The organism is Mycobacterium sp. E740 (genome assembly GCF_001672895.1).
GTDB lineage: Bacteria > Actinomycetota > Actinomycetes > Mycobacteriales > Mycobacteriaceae > Mycobacterium.
The window spans coordinates 1-2,870 of sequence record NZ_LZKP01000185.1; the positions used below are offsets into that span (position 1 = coordinate 1).

The 2,870-nt window shown below is 66.5% G+C and carries 6 protein-coding genes; 4 read left to right on the plus strand and 2 right to left on the minus strand.

Annotated elements, in window-relative coordinates; all coding sequences use genetic code 11:
• Positions 1-103: 103 nt before the first annotated feature.
• Entirely contained in the window at positions 104-952 is an 849-nt protein-coding gene (locus A5663_RS18375; protein ID WP_068152318.1) for an NAD(P)-dependent oxidoreductase, read from the minus strand.
• A 296-nt stretch (positions 953-1,248) separates the two neighbouring features.
• On the opposite strand from A5663_RS18375, the gene A5663_RS18380 reads away from it, so the two are divergent.
• Both A5663_RS18380 and rsrA read left to right on the plus strand, forming a co-directional pair.
• Complete coding sequence (locus tag A5663_RS18380; protein WP_197503453.1) at positions 1,249-1,896, plus strand: sigma-70 family RNA polymerase sigma factor; 648 nt, start codon at positions 1,249-1,251, stop codon at positions 1,894-1,896.
• 44 nt (positions 1,897-1,940) lie between these two features.
• Entirely contained in the window at positions 1,941-2,198 is a 258-nt protein-coding gene (rsrA, locus tag A5663_RS18385) for a mycothiol system anti-sigma-R factor (protein WP_231976829.1), read from the plus strand.
• A 24-nt stretch (positions 2,199-2,222) separates the two neighbouring features.
• On the opposite strand, the gene A5663_RS23870 is transcribed toward rsrA, so the two are convergent.
• On the minus strand, positions 2,223-2,315 hold the full coding sequence (locus A5663_RS23870; RefSeq protein WP_003882799.1) for a 50S ribosomal protein bL37: 93 nt from the start codon (positions 2,313-2,315) through the stop codon (positions 2,223-2,225).
• A gap of 153 nt (positions 2,316-2,468) precedes the next feature.
• On the opposite strand from A5663_RS23870, the gene A5663_RS18390 reads away from it, so the two are divergent.
• Positions 2,469-2,684, plus strand: a complete 216-nt coding sequence (locus A5663_RS18390) for a biotin/lipoyl-binding carrier protein (RefSeq protein ID WP_048471395.1) — start codon at positions 2,469-2,471, stop codon at positions 2,682-2,684.
• Positions 2,685-2,724: 40 nt separating this feature from the next.
• Positions 2,725-2,870 (plus strand): histidine kinase N-terminal domain-containing protein (locus A5663_RS22765; RefSeq protein ID WP_156744550.1); only part of this gene is annotated, 146 nt, incomplete at its 3' end.

A 2,870-nucleotide genomic window follows, 5' to 3' on the forward strand; every position in this document is an offset into this window, starting at 1 on the left:
CCGCAACCGGATACCGGCGGGCTCGGACATCGGCGCTTTCATGCTGACCGCGGTGTTCTGGCCGGTCAACTTGCTGGGCATCGACCTCTGCGCCGCCTGATCGCTAGGGACCGGTGTAACCCGGCGGATTCGGGGTGTCGACCCACAGGTCGACGCCGAGTTCGGCGCCGGGCACGCAGTTGTACACCGACAGGTCGTTGACACCGGACTCCAGCAGCACGTCCTCGCACAACAGCGATTGGCCGGTGTATTCGCGGGCGGGTTTGTTGAAGATCTCGTAGGCGGCGTCCGCGTAGACGTCGGGTGTGCGGGAGCGCGCCATCGCCTCGTCGCCGCCCAGCAGATTCTGCACGGCGGCCGTCGCCACCATGGTTCGCGGCCACAGTGTGTTGGAGGCGATGCCGTCGGAACGCAGCTCCTCGGCGATCCCCAAGGCGCACAACGTCATTCCGTACTTGGCCATCATGTACGGGGTGGGCTTGAGCCATTCCGGCTCGAGCCGGATCGGCGGCGACAAACTCAAGATGTGCGGGTTGTCCCGTCCGACCATGTGCGGGATGCAGGCCTGCGAAACCGCGTACGTGCCGCGCACCTGGATGCCGTTCATCAGGTCGAACCGCTTGAGCGGGACGTCGGTGATCGAGCCGAGGTTGATCGCCGACGCGTTGTTCACACAGATGTCGATGCCGCCGAACTGCTCGACGGTCTTGGCCACGGCCGCTGCGACCGAGTCGCCGTCGCGGATGTCGCCCACGATGGGCAGCGCCTGCCCGCCGGCCTCCTCGAGTTCCTTCGCGGCGGTGTACACGGTCCCGGGCAGCTTGGGGTGGGGCTCGGCCGTCTTGGCGATCAGCGCGATGTTGGCGCCGTCGGCCGCGGCACGCTTGGCGATCGCCAGGCCGATACCGCGGCTGGCACCGGAGATGAACATGGTCTTCCCGGAAAGCGACATGATGTCACCCTATGGCCCTCGAAACGTCACGCGGACCCGAGGTCGGGAACAACCGTGCGCCTCGCCGCTGTTGTTGACGACGACCGTGGCGCCGGCGGCAGCGGCGGCCAAGAAAAGATGTCGGTCTCAACCTCTAGGATTGAGTGAAGGGAGTACAGGTGCCAACGCTGGCCATGGACCTCCCCGTCCGCCCGGTGGATCTACCGGGCTTGTTCGGTGGCACCGCGACAGAAGGGACGGTGTTCTCCACAGTGACCGACTCTGGGACCGACTCCGGAACCGACTCCGACGGGTCGATGCGCGATACGGCGGCAGAGACCGCGCCGGACGCAGGTACGCCGCCGGAGACCGACGCCGCGCTGACCGCGCGCTTCGAGCGCGACGCGATTCCACTGCTCGACCAGTTGTACGGCGGCGCGCTGCGCATGACGCGCAATCCGGCCGATGCCGAGGATCTGCTGCAGGAAACCATGGTGAAGGCCTACGCCGGTTTCCGGTCGTTCCGCGAAGGCACCAACCTCAAGGCGTGGCTGTACCGGATCATGACCAACACCTACATCAACAGCTACCGCAAAAAGCAGCGCCAACCAGCGGAGTACCCGACTGAGGAGATCACCGACTGGCAGCTCGCGGCCAACGCCGAGCACTCGTCGACCGGCCTTCGCTCAGCCGAGGTCGAAGCACTCGAGCTGCTGCCGGACAGCGAGATCAAGCAGGCACTGCAGGCGTTGCCGGAGGACTTCCGGATGGCGGTTTACCTCGCCGACGTCGAAGGGTTCCCCTACAAGGAGATCGCCGAGATCATGGACACACCGATTGGCACGGTGATGTCGCGGCTGCACCGGGGCCGGCGCCAGTTGCGCGACCTGCTGGCCGGCGTGGCTCGGGACCGCGGGTTCATCCGGGGCCAGCAGCTCGACACCCCCGAGGAGGTCGCGCCGTGAGCTCGTTCTCGGACGAAGAGCGCTGGCAGCCGCCGGTAGGCCCGATCGACCCCGAGCACCCGGACTGTGCCGCGGTCATCGCTGAGGTCTGGACGCTGCTCGACGGTGAATGCACCCCCGAAACACGCGACAAGCTGCGTCATCACCTCGAGGAATGCCCGACGTGCCTACGCCATTACGGCGTCGAGGAGCGGGTCAAGAACCTGATCGCGCGGAAATGCGGCGGCGACAAGGCCCCCGACAGGCTGCGCGAGCGGCTGCGCATCGAGATCAGCCGCACCACGATCATCCGGCGCGGTTAGCGCGTCGACAGTCAGCCGGCGCGGTCAGCGCACCGACTTCGAGCCGGCGTTCGGCCGCTTGCCGTGGTTGGCTTTGGAGTGCTTGCGGTCGCGCTTCTTACGGCCACGCTTGGCCATGGTCTACCTCCGAATGGTCTGAAGATGGTTCTGCCCACATGCGGCGGGCGCGTCTGGTCCATTGTGTCATGGCCCGGCGACACCGCTGACGGCCCGGTCGTGTGGTTCGATGTAGGCCGACAGGCATTCAGCAGCGGAGTGAGTGGGGTGATGATGGCCGAGGACGTTCGCGCTGAGATCGTGGCCAGTGTGCTCGAGGTCGTGGTGAGCGAGGGCGATCAGATCGGCGAGGGCGACACCCTGGTGCTGCTGGAGTCGATGAAGATGGAGATCCCGGTGCTGGCCGAGGTGGCGGGCACCGTGAGCAAGGTGAGCGTGGCCGTCGGCGACGTGATCCAGGCCGGAGATCTAATCGCGGTGATCAGCTGATCACCTCACCTGCGTGACGCGACCGCGGAAGTAGCACCCGATGTCCACCCTCGGTGACCTGCTCGCCGAGCACACCATGCTGCCCGGTCAGGCAGTCGACCATCTGCATGCCGTGGTGGGGGAATGGCAGCTGCTCGCCGACCTGTCCTTCGCCGACTTCCTGATGTGGGTGCGCCGCGACGACGG

Bases quoted from the DNA above. Each gene is read 5' to 3' on its own strand.
- A5663_RS23870 (WP_003882799.1), bottom strand. From the start codon at position 2,315: ATGGCCAAGCGTGGCCGTAAGAAGCGCGACCGCAAGCACTCCAAAGCC.
- A5663_RS18390 (WP_048471395.1), top strand. From the start codon at position 2,469: ATGGCCGAGGACGTTCGCGCTGAGATCGTGGCCAGTGTGCTCGAGGTC.
- A5663_RS18375 (WP_068152318.1), bottom strand. From the start codon at position 952: ATGTCGCTTTCCGGGAAGACCATGTTCATCTCCGGTGCCAGCCGCGGT.
- A5663_RS18380 (WP_197503453.1), top strand. From the start codon at position 1,249: ATGCGCGATACGGCGGCAGAGACCGCGCCGGACGCAGGTACGCCGCCG.